At 55.0% G+C, this 19,224-nt stretch carries 15 protein-coding genes; all 15 read right to left on the bottom strand.

What is annotated here, in order from left to right:
- Positions 1-179: 179 nt before the first annotated feature.
- The 15 genes from ACLD72_RS24785 to ACLD72_RS24715 all read right to left on the bottom strand — a co-directional run bounded on the left by ACLD72_RS24785 (position 180) and on the right by ACLD72_RS24715 (position 19,131).
- On the bottom strand, positions 180-1,043 hold the full coding sequence (locus tag ACLD72_RS24785) for a hypothetical protein (RefSeq protein WP_411000786.1): 864 nt from the start codon (positions 1,041-1,043) through the stop codon (positions 180-182).
- Positions 1,044-1,784: 741 nt separating this feature from the next.
- Positions 1,785-3,071, bottom strand: a complete 1,287-nt coding sequence (locus tag ACLD72_RS24780) for an adenylosuccinate synthase (RefSeq protein ID WP_411000788.1) — start codon at positions 3,069-3,071, stop codon at positions 1,785-1,787.
- A 374-nt stretch (positions 3,072-3,445) separates the two neighbouring features.
- Positions 3,446-5,113, bottom strand: a complete 1,668-nt coding sequence (locus ACLD72_RS24775; RefSeq protein ID WP_411000895.1) for a methyl-accepting chemotaxis protein — start codon at positions 5,111-5,113, stop codon at positions 3,446-3,448.
- 103 nt (positions 5,114-5,216) lie between these two features.
- Entirely contained in the window at positions 5,217-6,875 is a 1,659-nt protein-coding gene (locus ACLD72_RS24770) for a pyridoxal phosphate-dependent decarboxylase family protein (RefSeq protein ID WP_411000790.1), read from the bottom strand.
- A gap of 624 nt (positions 6,876-7,499) precedes the next feature.
- A complete protein-coding gene (gene dnaB / locus ACLD72_RS24765; RefSeq protein WP_411000792.1) occupies positions 7,500-8,861 on the bottom strand; it encodes a replicative DNA helicase in 1,362 nt (453 codons plus the stop codon).
- A 1-nt stretch (position 8,862) separates the two neighbouring features.
- Positions 8,863-9,306 (bottom strand): 50S ribosomal protein L9, encoded by a 444-nt coding sequence (gene rplI, locus ACLD72_RS24760; RefSeq protein WP_411000794.1) that lies wholly within the window; start codon positions 9,304-9,306, stop codon positions 8,863-8,865.
- A complete protein-coding gene (locus ACLD72_RS24755) occupies positions 9,303-11,291 on the bottom strand; it encodes a DHH family phosphoesterase (protein ID WP_411000796.1) in 1,989 nt (662 codons plus the stop codon). Before ACLD72_RS24755 ends, rplI begins: the two co-directional genes overlap by 4 nt.
- An 11-nt stretch (positions 11,292-11,302) precedes the next feature.
- The gene (locus ACLD72_RS24750; protein ID WP_411000798.1) at positions 11,303-12,223 is read right to left on the bottom strand and encodes a DUF2232 domain-containing protein; all 921 of its coding nucleotides are present in this window, start codon (positions 12,221-12,223) and stop codon (positions 11,303-11,305) included.
- A 6-nt stretch (positions 12,224-12,229) separates the two neighbouring features.
- Positions 12,230-12,532, bottom strand: a complete 303-nt coding sequence (locus ACLD72_RS24745) for a MazG-like family protein (protein WP_251594821.1) — start codon at positions 12,530-12,532, stop codon at positions 12,230-12,232.
- 82 nt (positions 12,533-12,614) lie between these two features.
- Entirely contained in the window at positions 12,615-13,043 is a 429-nt protein-coding gene (locus ACLD72_RS24740; protein ID WP_251594819.1) for a CBS domain-containing protein, read from the bottom strand.
- A gap of 222 nt (positions 13,044-13,265) precedes the next feature.
- Positions 13,266-14,351, bottom strand: coding sequence for an LCP family protein (locus ACLD72_RS24735; protein WP_411000799.1), 1,086 nt, complete (start codon positions 14,349-14,351; stop codon positions 13,266-13,268).
- Between the two features lie 757 nt (positions 14,352-15,108).
- Positions 15,109-16,152, bottom strand: coding sequence for an ABC transporter ATP-binding protein (locus tag ACLD72_RS24730; RefSeq protein ID WP_411000800.1), 1,044 nt, complete (start codon positions 16,150-16,152; stop codon positions 15,109-15,111).
- Positions 16,149-17,177 carry an ABC transporter ATP-binding protein gene (locus ACLD72_RS24725; protein ID WP_411000801.1) on the bottom strand — a complete coding sequence of 343 codons (1,029 nt, stop codon included), beginning with the start codon at positions 17,175-17,177 and terminating at the stop codon, positions 16,149-16,151. Before ACLD72_RS24725 ends, ACLD72_RS24730 begins: the two co-directional genes overlap by 4 nt.
- Positions 17,144-18,163, bottom strand: a complete 1,020-nt coding sequence (locus ACLD72_RS24720) for an ABC transporter permease (protein WP_411000803.1) — start codon at positions 18,161-18,163, stop codon at positions 17,144-17,146. The genes ACLD72_RS24725 and ACLD72_RS24720 overlap by 34 nt, the downstream gene beginning before the upstream one ends.
- Entirely contained in the window at positions 18,160-19,131 is a 972-nt protein-coding gene (locus ACLD72_RS24715) for an ABC transporter permease (protein ID WP_128630788.1), read from the bottom strand. The genes ACLD72_RS24720 and ACLD72_RS24715 overlap by 4 nt, the downstream gene beginning before the upstream one ends.
- Between the last annotated feature and the right edge of the window lie 93 nt (positions 19,132-19,224).

Raw genomic sequence — 19,224 nt, 5'->3', positions numbered from 1 at the left:
TTACTGCCAATGTTTACTTTAACACAGCCCAACAAAGGATTTCAACTTTCGCACAACGCGCAAAAAACCCGCGCTGTGCGCGGGCCTGACCCGTATACCAATAACGTTTTGAAGCTGCGTTTAGTTACAATCCTGTGAATGGAAGCTCTGACGTGCCTGATCCGCCGCAGGATAAACGTCTATTTTTTGAGGATTTCCATCACCTTGGCGTATTCCGTTTTATCCAGATGTTTCGATAAAATCTGCTCAATATTGATCAATTCCGCCTCCGTCAACCCGCCCTCCAGCGCCGCAGTCAACGTCTGCATATCCTCCTGCGGCAGTTTGGACATGAGAATTTTGAACACCTCTTCTTTGTCCTTGTCCGGCAGCTCGTCCTTTTTTGCAATCATGTCATCCGGTGTCACCACGACCTGCTGATCCTGGTCTGCTGCCCCCTGGCCGGAGGAACCGGAGGACATCCCGCCCATCACCGGCAGCGCATCTTCCGGGACGCTGTCGTCCGTCCCCTGCCCCGTACCTGGGGAACTGGAGCCTACTTGCCCGGAGGAGCCGTTAGCGCCCATCGCACCGCCATTGGACTCACCCCCGGACGTGCCGGCTGTCGAGGTGCCGTTGCCGGCTGTGGAACCGCCTGCGCCTTGCCCGCCAGTTCCGCCAGTTCCTCCAGTTCCTCCAGTTCCGCCAGTTTTGTCGGTTCCGTTGGTTCCGCCGCCCGCAATGCTTCCGGTTTTACCGGCTCCCGCCCCTGCGGTGTTTCCTGCTCCGTTAAGCCCTTGCCCGCTGGCGTTCTCACTTCCGTTTGCCCCGGTCTCGCTGTTGCCTTGTTCCCCGTCACCACTGCCGCTGTTGCCTCCGCCCAAACCTAGCATCCCCTTCACGATGCTGCCCACACTTGGCGTCTGAGTCATCATAGGCAAATTGAAACTGCTCAGCAGCGATCCGATATACATATTTACGACAAAGCCCGTTGTCGCCACACTGATCAGGCTTACCGCCACGATCGTCGCGCATAATTTCAGCAGCCAGCCGACCCATTTCATGAATGATTTCCTCCTTCTATCCTTGCAGCTCATCTATCTCTAGTATGGACAGTAGTAGGAGAATTCAGTCTACATCGGCTTACAATAGTTTCGTGCAAATATCCGGTACATGGACACGAGGCCATGCCAAATCCCAACCAAATGCAAAAGTGCAGTTCATGTTCACCCAAATGCCCCGAAATTAGCTCATCAAGTGCAAAAGTGCATTTCATTTCAGCTCAAAAGGTACTTTTTTATCCGATAGCCCCAAAACAGATGCACTTTTGCACTTCATCGCCCCAAAATGCCGATTTTTAGAAAAATCAAATGCACTTTTGGCAGTTGGTCTGGTTAAGAAAAACGCCTGACGGCGTCCCTTTAGTGGCTCCGACTTCTACTTTGGAGTGATTGGAAGCCCTTCCTAAACTTTGGACGTTGATTTAGACGTTGCTCTAACGGACACCAGCGACCTTATCCGCCCATTTCCCGGGTATTTCCCAGCCTAACGGACACACACGACCCTATTTCGCTCTAAACCAGTTCATCCGGGCCGATTTGAGGCAAATAAGGGCTTCTGCGTCCGTTACATTCTGCAATCCTACGTTTTTTCGCAAATAACGGCTCTGGTGTCCCTTAGCCCCCAGGTCCCTCTTCTCCCCACTCTACCTGCGCATCGCCCTCTACCATGACCGATATTTTATATATTGAACGAAAAAACCGTCCTTCATCAAGGACGGTTCGGAGGTTCTCTGTTGCCTCAAACTATTCGTAAATCGGCAGCACCTGGTTCGTTTGGCTACGGTTGCGGCCCACCGAGAAAATCGCGATCGGCACGCCGGTCAGCTCGGCGACCCGCAGCACGTAGTTCCGGGTCGTTTCCGGCAAATCCTCCAGCGTTTTGGCGCCGGAGATGTCTTCATCCCAACCCGGCATCTCTTCATATACCGCCTCGCATTCGGCGAGCATGTTGAGGCTGGCCGGATAGTGGGTGATCACTTCCCCGCGGTATTTGTAGCCGGTGCAAATCTTCACCGTCTTCAGGCCGGTCAACACGTCCAGCGAGTTAAGCGACAGGCCGGTGAGTCCGCTCACGCGGCGCGTATGGCGGACAACGACGCTGTCGAACCAGCCGACACGGCGCGGACGGCCGGTGACCGTGCCGTATTCGTGCCCGGTTTCGCGGATGAAATCGCCGATTTCATCATTCAGCTCCGTCGGGAACGGGCCGTCGCCGACGCGGGATGTATACGCTTTGGCCACGCCGATAACCTGATGAATCTTCGTCGGTCCCACGCCGGAACCGTTGCAGACGCCGCCCGCCGAAGGATTGGACGACGTTACGAACGGATAAGTGCCCTGATCGATATCGAGCATGACCCCTTGCGCGCCTTCGAACAATACCTTCCGGCCCGCATCGATCATATCGTTCAAAATAACCGACGTATCGGCAACATAAGGACGAATGATTTCCGCGTATTCCAAGTACTGCTTCAGTACCTCTTCCACATCAAGCGGCTGCCCTCCGTAAACGTTCTGAATCACCTGGTTCTTCTCTTTCATGATATGGCGCAGCTTGGCTTCGAACTCTTCCGGGTCCAGCAGATCGGCAATCCGAATCCCGCTTCGCGCCGCTTTATCCATATACGCCGGTCCGATCCCTTTCCGGGTCGTTCCGATCTTGTTCTCTCCCTTGCGATCTTCCTCCAAAGCGTCCAGCACCAAGTGATACGGCAAAATGACATGGGCCCGGTCGCTGATGACCAGGTTTTTCGCGCTGAACCCGTTCTCTTCCACGTATTGAATTTCTTCGATCAAAGCGGCCGGATTGATGACCACGCCGTTCCCAATGACGCACAATTTATCTTGATTGAAGATGCCTGACGGAATCAAGGTGAGTTTGTACTTCTTGCCGTCGATAAGTATGGTGTGACCGGCGTTGTTGCCGCCTTGATAACGGGCCACCACATCTGCGCTCTCCGCCAGAAAATCCGTGATTTTACCTTTACCTTCGTCTCCCCATTGCGTTCCCACAACGACTACCGTTGACATGTACATTCCCCCGCCCGGTGCGTCCGGCACCTGTATTTAAGCACTCCAAAATCCAGCCTCGATTCACTTTCCCCAAATCGTAGGCCGATGACTGTAACAACCTGACCAACTTACTGCCGCTTCCGCCGTTTGAACGCGCTCACACATATACGGTGACGGCGGCTCATCTGCGCTTTAACGCAGCAATACCAGTTTAACAGTCTCCAATTTCAAAGTCAAATTAAAAAACGAACGATTTATATACAGTATTTTATGATTGTTCGGAAATAATGTTATTGCGACACCCTCAAACCCAAAATTTCGGCAAAAAAGGGACGTCCGACGTCGAAGCCAAAATTAGACTTGCGCGAACGTCCCGCCCCATCCCTTCCAAGTTACAGTTTAAAGATCGCTACCGCCTTCTGAAGGTCTCCAGATAATGCCGAGAGCTGGCGGATCGCTGCAGCGATTTCCCCCATCGCCGCGCTCTGCTGCTCGCTTGCTGCCGCCACTTCCTCGGAAGAAGCCGCCTGCTCCTGCGTTACCCCGGAGATCTGCTGCACCGAGGCCGAGATGCTTTGATAGGAATTTTCCACCAGCACCAAGGATTTCAGCAACTGATCGGTGCGGGTGGAGAAATCGCTGATGCCTTGGAAAATATCCTGAAAGTTCTGGTACGTCTGACCCATCCATTTTTGCCCCTCTTCGATTGCCCGGTTGCCTTCACCGATGCTCTCGATCACCAAGCGGCTATTCTCCTGCGTTCCCGCTACCAGTTCCGTAATCGAAGACGCCGCGGCGGCCGACTGCTCGGCAAGCTTGCGCACCTCGCCCGCGACCACGGCAAAACCCCGGCCCTGTTCGCCAACCCTTGCCGCTTCGATGGAAGCGTTCAACGCCAGCAGGTTGGTCTGCTGGGCAATATCGGTAATCATGCCGATGACGTTGCCGATTTCCTTGGACCGTTCTTCCAATTGCCCGGCCGTCGACACCGAATGGCGCATCACCTTTTCAATCGTATTCATTTGACGCAAGGTATGGTCGACCATGTTCTGCCCTTCCATCGACTGCTGGCTGACCTTCCCGGCGATGGACTGCATCTCGTTCACATCCGACACGACGCCGGACAGTTGCTGTTCGATTTCCATGATCGATGTGGAGCTATGGGCGATCGATTCCACCACTTCGTTGATCCCCTCGCTCATGTTGTTCATCGATACCGCGACCTGCTGTGCGCTTTCGCTGGATTCTTTGGTCACATGCATCAACTGGGAACTGGTTCCCGATACCTCTTGGGACGAGGTCGAAATATGGCTGATCAGCCGCTTCATGCTGTCGCTCATCGCGCGGAAGGCGTCGGCCAGCCGGCCGACTTCATCCAGGTTTCTGACCTGGACTTCCTGGGACAAGTCGCCCGTGGCCATCCGTTCCGTCGCATGCACCAGCGTTCTGATCGGTTTGGCAATCATCCGGCCCAGCAAATAAGCGATGAGGATGCCGATGATGAATACGGAAAGCGTAATGGCCAAGCTGATCCAGAACACCCTCGACGCGGTGGCCGGAATGACGGACGCGTCAAGATCGATCCCGAGCAGTCCCGAAGCTACGCCGTCCTTATTGTCGAGCGGAACAAAAATCGATTTATGCGTGCCGTACTCATCAACATAAATATCGCTAATGGTCTCCTTTCCTTGCGCAATGGCTTGTTTCATCTCTGCAGAGAACGGATAGTCCTGATTGAAATCCCCCTCCGTTTCAGATAAGGCAATAATGCGTTCCTTTCCTCCTTCATTCGATAAAATATAGACATTTTCCAAATTGTACTCTTTCTTCAATTCGTCCAGCGTTTTCCGGGTTTCCTGATACAGCGGGCTGTCCGTTCCCGTAATCCCCAGTTTGTTACCCTCGATCCGGTTAAGCTCGTTCTGGACGACGTGAATATTGCTCTGCAGACGTTTATCGAGCTCGCTCCGCAGCTCTCCGCTCAAGGTGGAGTTCACTACGCTGGTAAGGCCAATAAAGCAGAGGATGGCCACCAATAGTACGATGGTCGTCCCCAGCATAATCTTCGAAGAGATATGGCCAAAAAGCAAGCGTTTGATCTTTTCCTTCACTTGAATTTCATCTCCTGGAATGTTTAGTTAGTGAACCGTCTAATTGTCATGATTAAGCCAGCGAGACGCTAAACTCCTCGCATACCTCGGATATGCACGCCTTCAAATACTGCACGATTTCGGGCACAAGCTGCGGCCGGGTATGCGGCGATATGACAAAAAACTTGCTGACATAAAGCGGAATTTCCTGGCCTTCGGCAGAGCCTACCAGCAAATGCTTCTTCGTATCCCCGAAAAACATCCGGTCGCGGCGCTCCCCAAGCTTCTCGAACAGCCGTTCATTCAACAGGTTGGTCCGCTCAATCTCCCGCGCGGAGCATGTCCCGCCGACCTCATCGGAAAACCGCGGGCTTCCCGGCAAATAGATGCGGATCAGCGTCGAAATGCCCGGGTTATCCGGATTGGCAATGTCGGCCTGCGGGATTTCGGCGGCAAGCCGTTCCCGGAACCGCAAATTCACCTCCAGGAATTGCGCCAGCAGCCGCTGATAGCCTTCCGCGCCGAAGGACAGCAGTAGACTGTACATGCTGATCGAGCTGGCCATCCGGGAGCATTCCAGCGTATAGCCGGTGTGGTATTCGCCATAACCGCGGTGTCCGACATACGGGGTTTCGTCCGCCTCCAGATCCATTAAACGGAGATCGGCCGCGTTTTTGAGCAGGAACAAGCTGGAAACGTAAGGGGCTTGTCCGAGCTTCTGGAAATCGAAGCACAGCGAGTCGGCCAGCGGCAGCAGCCGCATTTTTCTTTGAATGTCCTGCAGCATATCGACAACCCCCGCGCTAAGCCGCAGTGGATTTTCCTGCAAATCATAATCGTTGAAAAAAGCAAAAAAACCGCCCAAAGCCGAGTCCGCATGAATATGCGGGCATGGCAAGCCGAACCGCCCAGCGGTTTCCTCGGCGGCGGCGCGAATCGCGGCGAGATCATCGATCCCGATAGCGTCCGTTGTGCCCGTCGTGGCGACGATATAAACAGGAATACCTCCCGATAAAGCGACTTTCTCCAGTTTGCTGCGCAAATCGGCCACGTCCATCGAGCTGTCGGGCAATGTTTTCACTTTAACGAGATGATCGCTGCCGATCCCGGCGGCTTCCACCGACTTGAGCAGGCTGTAATGAGCCGCCTCTGAGCAAAAAGCATACAGATTGTTCGGTACACCATGTTTTAGCGCGCCCGAATCATATTTGGCGATGGCGATTCGAAGTCCGGAAAAAACCGCTCCTTGCCCTCCCCAGGTCGTGTATCCTCCGCTCAGGCAGGCATCGTAACCGACCAGCTTGGACATCATCGCTATGACTCTGACCTCGGCTTCGGCCCCGGCCGGTCCGTAAACATCCCACAGATTGTTCCCGTTCACCAGCATCGCCGTCAGCATGCCCAGCATCCCGGGTATCGAAGCCATAGGCAGTATATTCGTAAAAAAGTACTTGGTATGATACGGGTGGCCATGCAGCAGCTTGAGCAGCTCCGCGTTTACCTCCTGCATAGGGGCACCTTCACTCGGAATGGCGCTTTGCGACGCCAGCCTGCCGTAAAAATCGGGGTCTCTCTGCTTCTCCCCTTTAAGGTTGACTCCTTCGGGATTTTTCAACTCATCAACGCCCCGGACCAGTTGCTCGATCAACTCCATCATCCGTTCGCGCTGTTCCGGATTGCCGTCCTCGCTTGGAAACCAATCCCTTACATCCGGCTTGCCGTTCATTTCCATCTGTATCCTCTCCTTATTGCTCCCGTTTGAGTGATTTGTCTCTTTGGATACTGCAGTTGAAGAAGCCTCCAGATCGGTTTATTGAAAATCGCATCAAGCTCCCTTCCATTTACTTTCATCCCTTGCAACCCTAGATTATACAAGTTATTCACCCAAGTACAGATAACAGAAGACATATATGCCATGAAATGGCAGGTTCTGAGTTTCTTCTTCGGCTCTACTATGAGTACCCTTCCCCGTCTCCCATGAGTAGAAGCACCGAGTAATTCTACTCTTTCTAATCTGTTGGCGCTGCTCTAACGGACTCCGGCGACCTTATCCGCCCATTTCCCGAGTATTTCCCAGCCTAAACGGACACAGGCGACCCTATTTCGCTCTAAACCCGTTCATCCAGGCCGATTTGAGGTAAATAAGGTCATCCGTGTCCGTTACATTTTGCTAACCTCCGTTTTTTCGAAAATAACGGCTCTGGTGTCCCTTAGCCCCCGGATTTCTCTTCTCCCTCCCTCTCTACCTGCGCATCGCCCTCTGTCATGACCGAAATTTTATAAATTCTAAAATGTAAAAAAGAGCCGACGGTAAACGTCAGCTCTCGTATCTTGTATCTTGATCTTGTATCTAATTTTAACCGGCAAACGCGTCGGTATGCGCCCGCTCGTAGTTGGCGAATTTGTTGAAGTTCTTCAAGAACACCAGCTCGACCGTCCCGACCGGGCCGTTCCGCTGTTTGGCGATAATGATTTCGATAATGTTCTTCTTTTCGGTTTCCTGATTATAGTAATCGTCCCGGTACAGGAACGCCACGATATCGGCGTCCTGCTCGATCGAACCCGATTCCCGCAAGTCGGACATCATCGGACGCTTGTCCTGCCGCTGCTCGACGCCCCGGCTGAGCTGGGACAAGGCGATGACCGGCACTTCCAGTTCCCGCGCAATCTGCTTGAGCGTCCGCGAGATTTCCGATACCTCCTGCTGCCGGTTCTCGCCCGGTTTGCCCCGCCCGTGGATCAGCTGCAGGTAATCGATCAGGATCATGCCGAGGCCCTTCTCCTTCTTCAGACGGCGGCATTTCGCCCGGATATCGGCGACCGTCACGCCCGGCGTATCATCGATGTAAATCTCCGCCTCCGACAGGGCGGCAATGCCCATCGTCAGCTTCGCCCAGTCGTCATCGTTTTTGAAATCGCCGGTCCGCATGATCCCCGCGTCGAGGTTGGCCTCGGCGCAGATCATCCGCTGCACCAGCTGGGCCGCGGACATCTCCAGACTGAAGATGGCGACCGTCTCTTTGGCGCGCACCGCCACGTTTTGCGCGATATTCAGCGCAAACGCCGTTTTACCTACCGACGGCCGAGCCGCCACGATGATCAAATCGTTGCGCTGGAATCCGGCCGTCATTCGGTCCAAATCAACGAAGCCGGAAGGAATGCCGGTCGTCGTTCCGCGGTTCTGATGCAGCTGCTCGACGCGGTCGAACACCTCCATCACCACATCGCGGATCGCCACGAACCCGCTGCCCGAGCTGCGGTTGGAAATCTCCAGGATGCTCCGCTCGGCGTCGCTGAGCATGCCGAAGACGTCCTCGCCCCCAGCATAACCGTCGCTGACGATCTGCGTCGCCGTGCGAATCAACCGCCGCAGCATCGACTTCTCCTCGATGATCCGCGCGTAATAATCCACGTTCGCGGCCGTTGGCACACCGTGCGCAAGCTTCGCCAAATAGCTGACCCCGCCGATATCCTCCAATTCGCCGCGGTCTTTCAATTTGGCCGTCAATGTGACGAGGTCGATCGGCTTATTCTCCTCGCCAAGCTGAACCATCGCTTCAAAAATCAATTGGTGGGGCTTGTCATAAAAATCTTCGGTCCGCACCCGCTCCATCGCGGTGATGAGGGCCTCCGATTGAAGCAGGATCGCTCCAAGCACCGCCTGCTCCGCTTCCAGATTTTGCGGGGGGATCCGATCGAAAAACAGATCACCGCTCATTTTATTCCTCCGCCACGTGAACCTTCAGCGTTGATTTCACTTCCGGATGCAGCTTCACCGAAACCTGGGTCACACCAAGCGAACGGATCGGTTCGGGCATCTCGATTTTCCGTTTGTCCAGCTTCACGCCGGTTTTCTCCAGCGCGTCCGCCACCTGCTTGCTGGTGATCGCACCGAACAGGCGCCCGCCTTCACCGGCTTTCGCTTTCAGCTCGACAGTGATCTCTTCGAGCTTTTTGCCCAACTGGATCGCGTCTTCCTTCTCTTGTTGTTTACGTTTTTGCTCCGACGCCGTTTGCTGCTCCAGTGTCTTCACGTTGCCTTCCGTCGCCGGGCGGACCAGTCCGCGCGGGATCAGGAAATTTTGCGCGTAGCCTTCCGATACGTTTTTGATTTCCCCTTTTTTGCCTTGACCTTTAACATCCTGCAAAAAGATAACCTTCATTCGAACAACCCCTCTTCCTTCTCCATTTCATTCAGCACGGCGAGCAGCTTCTTCTCCGCTTCCGCCTGCGTTCCTTCCAGCTGGACGGCGGCATTGGTCAAATGCCCTCCGCCGCCCAGCCGCTCCATCACGACCTGCACGTTCATGCTGCCGAGCGAGCGAGCGCTGATGCCGATCAGGCCGTCCGGCCGCTCGCTGATCACGAACGATGCCATCACACCCGTCATATTTAGCAGCGTATCGGCCACCTGGGCGATCAACAGCTGCGGGACTTTGCGTCCCGGCTCCGCCGCCGCCAGCGCGATATGCCCGTGGATCATCTGCGCACGCTTGATGATATCCGCCTTGGTGATATACTCCTGCAGGTCTTCCTTCAGCAGCCGCTGCACCAGCACCGTGTCGGCCCCGTTCCGCCGCAGGAACGCCGCCGCCTCGAACGTGCGCGACCCGGTATGCAGCGCAAAATGCTTCGTATCGACCGTCATCCCCGCCAGCAGCGTCGTCGCCTCCAGCGGGCTGATCTCCACCTTCTCGTGAATGTACTGCAATAGCTCGGTCACAAGCTCGCAGGCGGAGGAGGCGTACGGCTCCAGATAGACGAGCACCGCGTCGCTCACGAATTCCTCGCCCCGCCGGTGGTGGTCTACGACGACCACCCGGCTCGCTTCCTCCACCAGCCGCGGCTCCATCGTGATCGACGCCTTATGCGTATCCACGAGCACGAGCAGCGTATGCTGCGTCATCATGCTGAGCGCCTGCTCGGGCGAAATAAACCGCCGCATCAAAGCTTCGTCCTTGCCGAGATGCTCCATCAAGCTGCCGATGCCCGGGTTCGGGCCATCCAGGACGATGTGGGCTTCGACCTTGTACATATCGGCGGCCTTCAGCACGCCGATGGAGGCGCCGATCACGTCAAAGTCCGGGACGCGATGGCCCATGATGATGACGCGGTCGCTCTCCTGCATCAAATCGCGCAAAGCATGCGCGATCACGCGGGCGCGAACGCGCGTCCGCTTCTCTATGGCGCCCGATTTGCCGCCATAGAAAGACAAGCGCTGACCGGCCTTCACCGCGGCCTGGTCGCCCCCCCGCCCGAGCGCCATATCCAGGCTCGACTGGGCGAGTTCGCCCAGCTCGCTGAAGCGCTCGGTGCCAAAAGCGAGGCCGATGCTGAGCGTAATCGGCACCTTCAGGTCCGCGGTCATCTCGCGGACCTCGTCGAGGATGACGAACCGGCTTTGCTCCAGTTCGTTCAGCGATCTCTGATTCAGAATCATCAGATACCGCTCGGAAGACAGCCTCCGCAAATAAACGCGGTACTGTTTGGCCCATTCCGTGATCGCCGTCGCGACCCGGGCGATCAACGCCGTCCGCTGCTGGTCGTCCATCCCCTGCGTCGCCTCGTCGAGATTGTCCAGCAGGACGATGCCCAGCGCAGCGCGCTCGTCTTCGTAACGCTCGCGCAACACGGCCAGTTCCGTGATGTCATGAATGTAAATGAGCCGCTCCGCCTGATCCACGATTAGCTCGTAATAACGATCGTCCACCAGCGCTTCCGCTGTGATTTTTCCGCCGTGCCCATCCTTTTTGTCCTTTCCCGGCTGGGGGAACTGCAGCTGCGGCAGCAGCTCGGCGAGCGGCTGCCCGATGACCGAATCCCGGCCGTACATCCGATCGACGAACTGGTTATGCCATTCCACGGTCCGCTCCTCGCTGTACAGCATAATCCCGAACGGCAGGCTGCTGACCACCTCGCCTTCCACCCGCTTGATGCGGTAGGTCAGATCCGTGACGTAACGGACCAGCTCCTTGCGGAACCGGCGTTCCGCCTGCAGCATGTTATAGGTCAGCACTCCGACCAGGCAAAGGCTGACGAGTCCCAGAATCCAGTTGTAATAGGAGACGAAGATGACGAGCAGCAGCTGAAGCATGAACATCCACACGGTTTGATAACCGTACCAACGTTTTTGCAAAAGATTTGGCATGCCTTCTCACCCTATCGTCTTGGTCTAGTAATCATATCCCGCAGCGGAAAAGCAATGTCCAGAATCCCCACGATACGCAGCGGCGGAATGAACAAGAGCGCCACCACGAGCAGCACCGGGAAGACCGGGTTCCACTTGCGATGATAAGCCACAAAGAAGAAGAAGCTTGCCGTTTGTACCATAAATAAAAACTGCAGCAGCGGCATCAGATTGAGCACGATCGTGCCGATAAACCCATTCTGGATGACTCCGCCAGAAAACAGCTGGATCAGCAGCCCGATCAGATAATACCAGATGAGCGAGCGCGGAAGCTTCCAATCCCGGATCGGCGCCAGCTTCGGGACGGCATGCCCCAGGCTGGCCAGCGTCGGCCGGGAGACGGCATGGGCCACGGCGGCCATCAACAGCGAACAGACAATCATCGTGAACGGCACCATCCGCACGGTCAGACTGGAAAACTGCTGGCTCAGCTCCGGCGACCAGACCAATCCGCCCGACATGGGGCTGTCGGCCACGTCCTGCAAAGGCGCAACCGCCGCATTGATCATATCTTCAATGGCCGTAGCCAGATTGAAGTTGAAAAACACCGTACTGATCAGCAGCACCAGGATAAATTCCAGCAGGAGCACCCCGGTTCCGGACATCACGATCCGAAAGGCCGGGCTTCTTTTCTTATATAAATAACCCATCACGATCGCGGGAATGATGAAAATCACGGCCTGCAGCAATATGAGCGGCCCGAAAACGAGCGCCGCAATCAGCCAAACAACCGCCATATGCGCGATAAACGCTCTGGTGGACAACGTCGTGTAGAGCAAAACGCCCGGTACCATTAGGAAAAAAGTCGTAATCACGATCAGCGGAGTAGCAAGTGACAGCAGAAGCAGCAAATAAACCGCGCTCCAGGCCACCGATATCCAGCGCAACTTCAAATGGGTTCACCTCTTACGCATATGTTCTTCAAGTGCCGAAATATCCTGATACCAATCCTCCAACTGGTGACCCTCCTGCTTATGTTTCCTTAGTTTTTCCAGAATACTGTCATCCATATCCCGATAGGAAACACCAAGTCTGCGCCCCAAAATATAACTGCTGACGATCAGACTGGCAAGACTGTCCGTTACCCGTGTCGTGCTGCCTTCCCAAAGTGCCTTAAACAAACGGGATACGTGATCGACTACTTCGGTTTTGAGCCATTCAATCACCTTGGCGCGTTTGGCCACATCCATTTCCCTTTGCATGGCGGACAGCTTCCACCCTCCCTGAAAAAACTTATTCTTCATTATAGCATATAGCAAATGCGCCAAGGGACGCAAACGCCTTCTATTTATTGGATTCCAGCGCGTTTCTGGTGACGAATTTCTCGCAATACTCGATAATTTGACTGCGGCGTACGATGCCGATAAACCGCCCCCGGTCATCCACCACCGGAACGAAGTTCTGCATCTTCGCCAGATTAATCAAATCCTCCATGTCCGCATCGATGCGCACCGGCTTGATGTCCATTTTGAGCGGAACATCCTTCAGCAGAAATTTTGAAGCGGTCTCAAAGTTGACCTTGCCATTGGAATTTTTCATGTACCAAAGCAGGTCGCCTTCGGTCACCGTTCCGACATAGGCCCCGTCCCCGCTGATGATCGGCACGGCCGTATAGCGGTGGAACTCCATCCGCTCCAGCGTCTGCCGCAGCGTGGAGTCCAGCGTGACGGTGACGACATCGTTTTTGGGCAATAAAAAAAACGCAATATTCATCGAATCGAAAATCCTCCTCACCTTTCTTCAGACTCCCCTAATTGTTACGTTTCAAAACGGAAGTTGTTCCGCCCGTTCCGCGAGAAATCGGCAGCCGGAAACCGGACTGCCGAATTTTTTGCATTATAAGTGCGTGTTCAAAAGATGACTTTTTGAACTACCTCTATTCTAAAATATGACCGGATTCTCCGGCTCATGCTCTCATACTCTCATGCTGCCTCGCTATTCCGCCGCCTTCCCCGAATCGCTTCCGTTCGATGCCCCGGCTTCGGTCCCGGCCTTTTCCGCATCCCGCGATTCCGGGGTAATCAACCCAGCCGGCTCCGTTTTCGGATCGATCCAGCTTCCGATCATCTCTTTGGCGAAGGCGACATCCTCTTCGTTGGCTTTGTCATAATAAATCCCACCTATGCGCATTCCTTCGCCCATAATGGTGAACCCGCTAATCTGCGGCTGCTGGCTGCCGAGCAGCACCTGCTTCGACAGGTCGATGATTTTGCTTGGCGCAAGATCGGTTTTGAAGTTATCCCCCATCATGTTCATCAATTCGGGAATTTTCGTCACCTGGTCCAGCTTCAGCATCCGGTTCACCATCGCACTCAAAAAGATCTGATGGCGTTTCGTCCGGTCAAAGTCGCTGTCCTCCCGGTATCTGACGTAATTAAGCGCTTCATCTCCGCTATAAAGCGGTTTGCCGGCCTTAATCGTAAATTTCTCGTGATATTTCTCCTTGTTGACGATATCCTTGGTGATCGGCAGCTCAATGCCGCCCAGGGCGTCCACGATTTCCCTCAGCCCATGAAAGTTAATCGCCGCATAATAATCGGCCGGATAACCGATAAAGTTCTCCACGGTGTCCTTCGCCATTTTCTCGCCGCCAAAAGCATAAGCGTGGTTGATCTTATCCAGTCCGCCTTTACCCACAATTTCCGTATACGTATCACGGGGAATGGAAATGAGCAGCACTTTCTCATCTTCCGGGCGCACCACCGCATAAATCATCGTATCGGATCGGGCCGGTTCTTTATCCCGTTGATCGACACCAAGCAGCAGCATGGTGAACGGCTCCAGTCCCTGCTCCTGCTCAACCTGCTGCGGCTCCGTTTCCCCTCCCAGCGGAGCATAGGATTCCTGCAATTGCTTCTCCACCTGTCCGGAGAGGAACAAGTCAAATGCCATGACGGCCAGCGGCTTGCGGAACACGTAAGCTCCCGCCCCAAGGATCACCACGATGGCGATGAGCGCAATCCACGACTTTTTACCTAGCTTCTTTTTACGCTTCGAGCTGCGTTTCTGCCTTTCTATCATTATGATGCCTCCATTTTTAATTCATAGATTCAAATATCCACTTTATAGTAAAAATACCATTTCCAACTTGCCGACAAAAATATCTCTATCGTTTCGTACTATAACACATTGAGGAATTGCGGTACAACAATAACCGACATACCTCCTGTCGAACAAGGTCTCCAAACCGTCAGGAGAACATCTCGCAGTGTAATAAAATCTCGCCGCTGGCGAGGTTTTTCGTGGGGTGCAAACCTATCCCCTCTTCGGTTCAACTGCGAGAACACTTCCCCTTCCTTCACGGGCCGAAGCACCGAGTACCTCAGCTCTTTCTAATCTGTGGACGCCGCTCTAACGGCCCTCAGCGACCTTATCCGCCTATTTCCCGGGTATTTCCCGGCCTAACGGACCCACATGACCCTATTTCGCTCTAAACCAGTTTATTCAAGCCGATTTGAGGTAAATAGAGTCATCTGTGTCCGTTGCATTTTGCAAACCTCCGTTTTTTCGAAAATAACGGCTCTGGTGTCACTTAGCCCTTCCAGATTCCTTTTCTCCCCCCCCCCATTCTCTACCTGCGCATCCTCCTCTACTCCCCTACCCTGCCGAAAATTCTTATAAGGAAGCCAGAGTGTGTTTATCGGTAGTTTTTCTTGCGATATCAGAAGCCGAGACGCTGAAATTTATACTTTCTGATATCTTAAAAAAAGAGGCCTGTTCCCCATTCCGAGAGCAGACCTCCTGCCTTACTATTATTCCATCGCTGCGATTCCCAGCTTCATACCAAACCGCCATCCGCGCTGAGCGGAAAGTGGCAGGCCACCTGGCGGCCGGGCGCCGCTTCTATCAGCTTCGGCTCCACCTGGGCACATTTGTCTTTGGCAAACGGGCAGCGGGTATGGAACCGGCAGCCTGCAGGCGGATTCGCCGGCGACGGTACATCCCCCTGCAGCACAACGCGCTCCTTGCGGCGTCCTGGCACAGGTTTGGGAATCGCCGACAGCAGTGCAGCCGTATAAGGATGGAGCGGCGCCAAAAACAATGTTTCGGTTTCCGCCACCTCCACCAGTTTGCCGAGATACATAACCCCCACCCGGTCCGAAATATGGCGGACGACATTCAAACCGTGAGCGATGAACAAAAACGTTAACCCCAATTCACGTTGCAGCTTCATCAGCAAATTAATGACTTGCGATTGCACGGATACGTCCAACGCCGAAACCGCCTCGTCCGCGACGATAAATTTCGGGTTCAGGGCAATTGCCCGGGCAATACCGATCCGCTGCCGCTGTCCCCCGGAAAATTCATGCGGATACCGGTTGCGCCGGCTGGCATCGAGCCCGACCAGCTCCATCAGTTCAACAACGCGCTCGTCAATCTGTTTGGCCGACATGTTGCGGTGAACGCGCAGCGGTTCACCGATGATATCCTTAACCAGAAAACGCGGATTCAACGAGCCAAACGGATCCTGGAAAATAATCTGCATTTCCTCGCGCAGCTTTCGCAGCTCCTGGCCCTTTAACGCGTGAATATCCTGCCCCTGGAACACGACCTCCCCGTCCGTCGCGCCCTGAAGCCGCAATATCACACGCCCCAGCGTCGATTTTCCGCATCCCGATTCACCGACGAGTCCAAACGTTTCTCCTTTGCGAATGGCCAAGGAAACGTCGTCTACAGCTTTCACGTGCCCAACGACCCGGCTTAACAATCCTTTGTGAATCGGAAAATACTTTTTAACATTGCGGATATCCACCAAAATCTCCCCGGAATCTTGGCGGTCCGCCTTCGGTGTTGACTGCACAGGCGACGTGTTGATGATCATGCCGGTTTCACCCCGTTTCGTCCGCTTGGCTCCCCGGCCATAAACGCCGGCTTATCCTCATACAACCAGCAAGCCACGCGATGATCGTCTCCGACCAAGAATTCGCCAGGCTCCTTTTGCCGGCAAATGTCCATCGCGTGCGGACAACGCGGATGAAACCGGCACCCCGAGGGCAGCTGCCCGATCGGCGGAATCGTCCCCTGGATCGTATACAGCTCTCCTCCCCGTTCCCCTTCAAAACCCGGAATCGATTGCAGCAGCCCCACCGTATAAGGATGGCTCGGATGGGCGAAGATGTCCGCCACCGGCCCTTCCTCCACGATCGCTGCCGCATACATAACGGCGACCCGGTCGGCCATTTCCGCGGCCACGCCCATGTCATGCGTAATCAGCAGAATGGACATCCCCAGCTCGGCCTGCAACTTCCGCAGCAGATCGAGAATTTGCGCCTGCACCGTCACGTCCAGCGCCGTCGTCGGCTCATCGGCGATCAGCAGCTCCGGATTGCAGGCCAAGGCAATGGCGATTACGACGCGTTGACACATGCCGCCCGACAGCTCGTGCGGATATTGCTTGGCGCGGATCTCCGGACCCGGAATGCCCACCAAACGCAGCAAATCGACCGCCATGTTCCAGGCTTCCTCCCCATTTTTGTGCTGATGCAGCCTCAAGCTTTCGGCGATTTGCTCCCCAACCGTAAATACCGGATTTAGCGCCGACATTGGGTCCTGGAAGATCATAGCAATTTGATTTCCGCGGATCTGGCGCATTTCCTCCTGGCTCTTCAGCGACAACTCCTGCTCACGGAACCTGATATCTCCCTCCAAAATCATCCCCCCGGCATAATCAAGCAGCCGCATGATCGCCAGCGAGGTCACGCTTTTTCCGCTGCCCGACTCGCCGACGAGACACAGCGTTTGCCCTTTGTCCAGACTAAGCGAGATGCGGTCGGTCGCCTTGACGACGCCTTGCTCTGTAAGAAAACCTGCCGTCAATTTGCGGATTTCGAGTAATTTTTCCGCCATTTCGTCAGCCTCCTCCGCGATTTGCTGATGTTCTGTCTGGGATCCAGGGCGTCGCGAATGCCGTCGCCGATAAAGTTCACCGCCAGCACGACGATCAGGATGCATAGCCCGGGATAAACGGCCTGCAGCTTATCGATCAGCATAAATTCCTGCGCATTGCTGAGCATAAGCCCCCAGCTCGTCGCCGGCGCCTGGATGCCGAGCCCCAAATAGGACAATGCCGATTCGCTCAAAATGGCCGAGCCTACCATTAACGTGGCGTTGACGATAATCGGAAAGCTGGAATTGCGCAGCAAATGGCGGAAAATGATGCCCATATCCGATACCCCGATCGCCCTTGCCGCTTCCACATACTGCATTTCCCGCAGCTGCAGAAAGTTCCCCCGGACCAGGCGGGCGATGCTCATCCAGCTCGTAAAAGCCAAGATCATAATCATATACCGGATTTCGGACCCGAAGATAGCAAGCACAAGGATATTAAGGAACAAGGTGGGCACCGAATTCATCACATCGACGATGCGCATGCACACCGTGTCAATCCAGCCGCCGAAGTACCCGGACAACGCCCCGATGATCGATCCGATCACGACCGAAGCCAAGGCGACGGAAAAGCCGATCAGCAAGGAGATGCGGGCGCTGTACAGCAGCCGGGTAAAAATATCCCGGCCCAGCTCATCGGTGCCGAGCAAATGCCCGGGCGAACCAGCCGGAAGGTTGGCGTACAGCAGATCGATTTTCGCCGGATCATACCCTGAAATCACCGGAGCCAATATAGCCGCGATAATGAAGAACAACAGCACGCCCAGCCCCGTCATGGCGTACGGATTATGCGAAAATTTGCTCCAGAGTGTTCTCCATGGGCCGGGCGGCTTTTTGGACGCATGCGCCGGCTCGGCTTTGCCGCTGGTTAGAGAAGACTCCGGCGGCTTCGGGATGGGCGGCTCCGGAGAATGACCGGACGGATACGGAACTTTCAGCTCGCTCATGCCGCCGTTCCCCCCTTCCGTCCCAATTTGACCCGCGGATCCACGATCGCATACAAAATATCCGCCAGCAGACTGCCGATGACAACCACGACAGCGGTGACGATGGTGATCGCCATCAGCACGGAATATTCGCGCGCCGTGGCCATCTCGACATATAACCGGCCCATGCCTGGCCAGTTAAACACGTTTTCCGTCAAAGCGGCTCCGCCAACCAACAGCGGCAAGTCCAGGCCGATGATCGTGATGATTGGAATGAGCGCGTTGCGCAGCGCATGCCGGAACACCACCTTGCGTTCCTTGACGCCTTTGGCCCTTGCGGTGCGAATGTAATCCTGCTCCAGCACCTCAAGCATGCTCGCGCGCGCGTATTTCATATAAGAAGCCAGGAACCCCAAAGACAGCACCGAGACCGGCAGCACCAGATGCATAAATAAATCGGTGATGCTGCCTTCCTTGCCGCGGCTGTGCATGTCCGAAAGCGGGAACCAATCGAGGCCGAGGGAAAGCCATTGCTGCAGCAAAATGCCGAACCAGAACGTTGGCATGGCAAACCCCAAATAAGAGATAAAGGACGCGGTCTGGTCGGACAACCCGTACTCCTTCGTACTGTTATAGATGCCCCAAGGTAAAGCGATAACGAGCGTAACCAGCCAGGCCGCCCCCATCAGAATCAGCGTATTCGCGATTCGCGGCCACAGCAGATCCCCGACCGGCAGATGATTTTTGAACGTATAACCAAGGTCGCCCCGCAGCAAGTCCCCCACCCAGCGGACGTATTGAACGGGAATTGGCTGATCCAGGCCAAGATTACGTTTCTGCTGTTCAAACGTCTCCGGCGACAAGCCCGGAGCCAGCATGACTTGGGTGGGACCACCCGGAGCAGCGTGAATGAGCAGAAAGGTGACGACCGTAATCAAAAAAATGACCAATACCGATTGCAGCAAACGACGGATCAGATATTCTGTCATTGTTTACCCTCCCGAGGTAACAAGCGATAGAACCACCGGACCCTTTCCATTAAAGAGAAGGAGAAAGAGAGTGCTCCCTTTCCCCTCCGGCGA

Source organism: Paenibacillus lacisediminis, assembly GCF_046567315.2.
The sequence above is the reverse complement of the archived record's forward strand: the minus strand, read 5'-3'. Positions and strand labels throughout refer to the sequence as shown.